This window comes from Variovorax sp. 01T439_2 (assembly GCF_056398445.1).
This window is the reverse complement of record NZ_JBFTPJ010001089.1, coordinates 1-1,791: the sequence shown is the minus strand read 5'-3', so window position 1 is coordinate 1,791 and position 1,791 is coordinate 1. Positions and strand designations below refer to the sequence as shown.

At 65.5% G+C, this 1,791-nt stretch carries 3 protein-coding genes; 1 reads left to right on the top strand and 2 read right to left on the bottom strand.

Going from position 1 to position 1,791, the window contains the following annotated elements; genetic code table 11:
• Positions 1-443, bottom strand: a 443-nt coding sequence (locus AC1DOC_RS32235) for a porin (RefSeq protein ID WP_478131393.1), incomplete at its 3' end; no start/stop codon positions are given.
• A gap of 263 nt (positions 444-706) precedes the next feature.
• Here AC1DOC_RS32235 and AC1DOC_RS32230 point away from each other — a divergent pair.
• On the top strand, positions 707-1,156 hold the full coding sequence (locus AC1DOC_RS32230) for an OsmC family protein (RefSeq protein WP_012746235.1): 450 nt from the start codon (positions 707-709) through the stop codon (positions 1,154-1,156).
• 12 nt (positions 1,157-1,168) lie between these two features.
• Here AC1DOC_RS32230 and coq7 read toward each other — a convergent pair.
• Positions 1,169-1,791, bottom strand: a 623-nt coding sequence (gene coq7, locus AC1DOC_RS32225; protein ID WP_478131392.1) for a 2-polyprenyl-3-methyl-6-methoxy-1,4-benzoquinone monooxygenase, incomplete at its 5' end; no start/stop codon positions are given.

The following is a 1,791-nucleotide window of genomic DNA, read 5'->3' as shown; positions in this document are numbered from 1 at the left end:
GTGCCGAAGGGATCGAAGGTGGAGTTGTTGTGGAACGAGGGGGTCAGGTCGCGGCCGAGGCGGATTTCACCGAAACCACCCGACAGGCTCACCGTGGAACGGCGGGAGAAATTGGCCACGCCTTGACTGCCATCGTCGTTGGCGACCGGCGCTTCGAGCCAGAAGCTCGCGGCCAGGCCGCCACCGAGGTCTTCCGTACCGCGGAAGCCCAGGCGGCTGGTGTTGTAGCCCGAATGGGTCATGCCAACGCTGCTGGTCCGCACGCTGCCCTGATTGACGTAGAACGGGTTATAGGCAACCGGGAAGCCGAAGGCGTTGTACGTCACGCCATGGTTCAGGTCGCGCGAGCTGTTCGAATAGCCGCTGATCGAAGCGTCGACCACGCCGAACAGCGTGACGGACGACTGAGCCGAGGCAACACCGGCAACAGCCAGGGCAGCCAGAGCAACTGCCCTTCAGGGCCAAAAACTAGAGTGGGCCCGCAACGCCGGGGAACCCAAAGAAAAAAGCCCCGAGCCTTGCAGCTCGGGGCTAAATCCACCAATTGGAAGGGTGGAGGAGACAACCGGTGCGCACGGGTTCATGCGCCATGAAATAAAGTATATCGGTTGTTTGTTGCGTTGCAACAAGCAAGTGACGATTTCCCCACATACCAACGGATGTCGGCGTGATTTTTTGCTGAACATCCCTGAATGGATCTGAACAGATGGAATGCACAGTAAGTTGGACCGGCGATGCCGGAACGCGATCGGCCATGGGTTTCGTGGCCGAAACCGGCAGCGGCCATGTCCTGATGATGGACGGCGCGCCCGATGCCGCCAAACCCGAGAACGGCGGCCAGAACCTGGCGGCCCGGCCCATGGAAACCGTGCTTGCGGGCACGGGTGGCTGCACTGCCTATGACGTGGTGCTGATCCTGAAGCGGGGCCGCCACCGCGTCGAGCGCTGCAGCGTCAAGCTGACCAGCGAGCGCGCGGAAAAGGATCCCAAGGTCTTCACCAAGATCCACATGCATTTCACGGTGGCGGGCAAGGGCATTCCTGCGGCCGCCGTCGAGCGTGCGATTGCCCTGAGCCACGAAACCTACTGCTCGGCCAGCATCATGCTCGCGAAGACCGCCGAGATCACCACCAGCTTCGACCTGATCGAAACCTGAGTCCGCGAGGCCTCAGATCCGGTGCGCCACCGTGGTCATCACGCGGGAGGCGAGCCGCATCAGGGCCTTGGCCGGGGCCGGCAGTTCCGCCGCGCCGGCATCGATGGCTTGCGCGGCGTGCTGCGCTTCGTCGATCTTCATCTGCTCGACCACGGCCCTGGAGGCACTGTCGGCGGCCGGCAGGCGGCCGAGATGGCTCTCCAGGTGGGCTTCCACCTGGCGTTCGGTTTCTGCGACGAACCCGAGGCTCAGCGGGTCCCCCAGGCGCCCCGCCACCAGGCCTAGGCCGAAAGCGCCCGCATACCAGAGCGGGTTCAGCACGGAAGGCCGGGCGCCGAGTTCGTCCAGCCGCTGGCGCGTCCAGGCCAGGTGATCGGTTTCTTCGTGCGAGGCTTCGAGCAGGCGGGCCCGCAGGACCGGGTCGCGCGCCACCGCGGCCTGCGCGGTGTAGAGCGCCTGGGCGCAAACCTCGCCCACGTGGTTCACCCGCATCAATGCCCCGGCCTCGCGCCGCTCCGAATCGGTCATCTCGCCCGGCGCCTGGGCCGGCGCGGGCGCGGCCCTTGTTGCATGGGGCCGGGCAAAAAGGGTGCGCAATGCCGCATCAGCCGCAGTCAGGACGGGGTCGAGCGTGG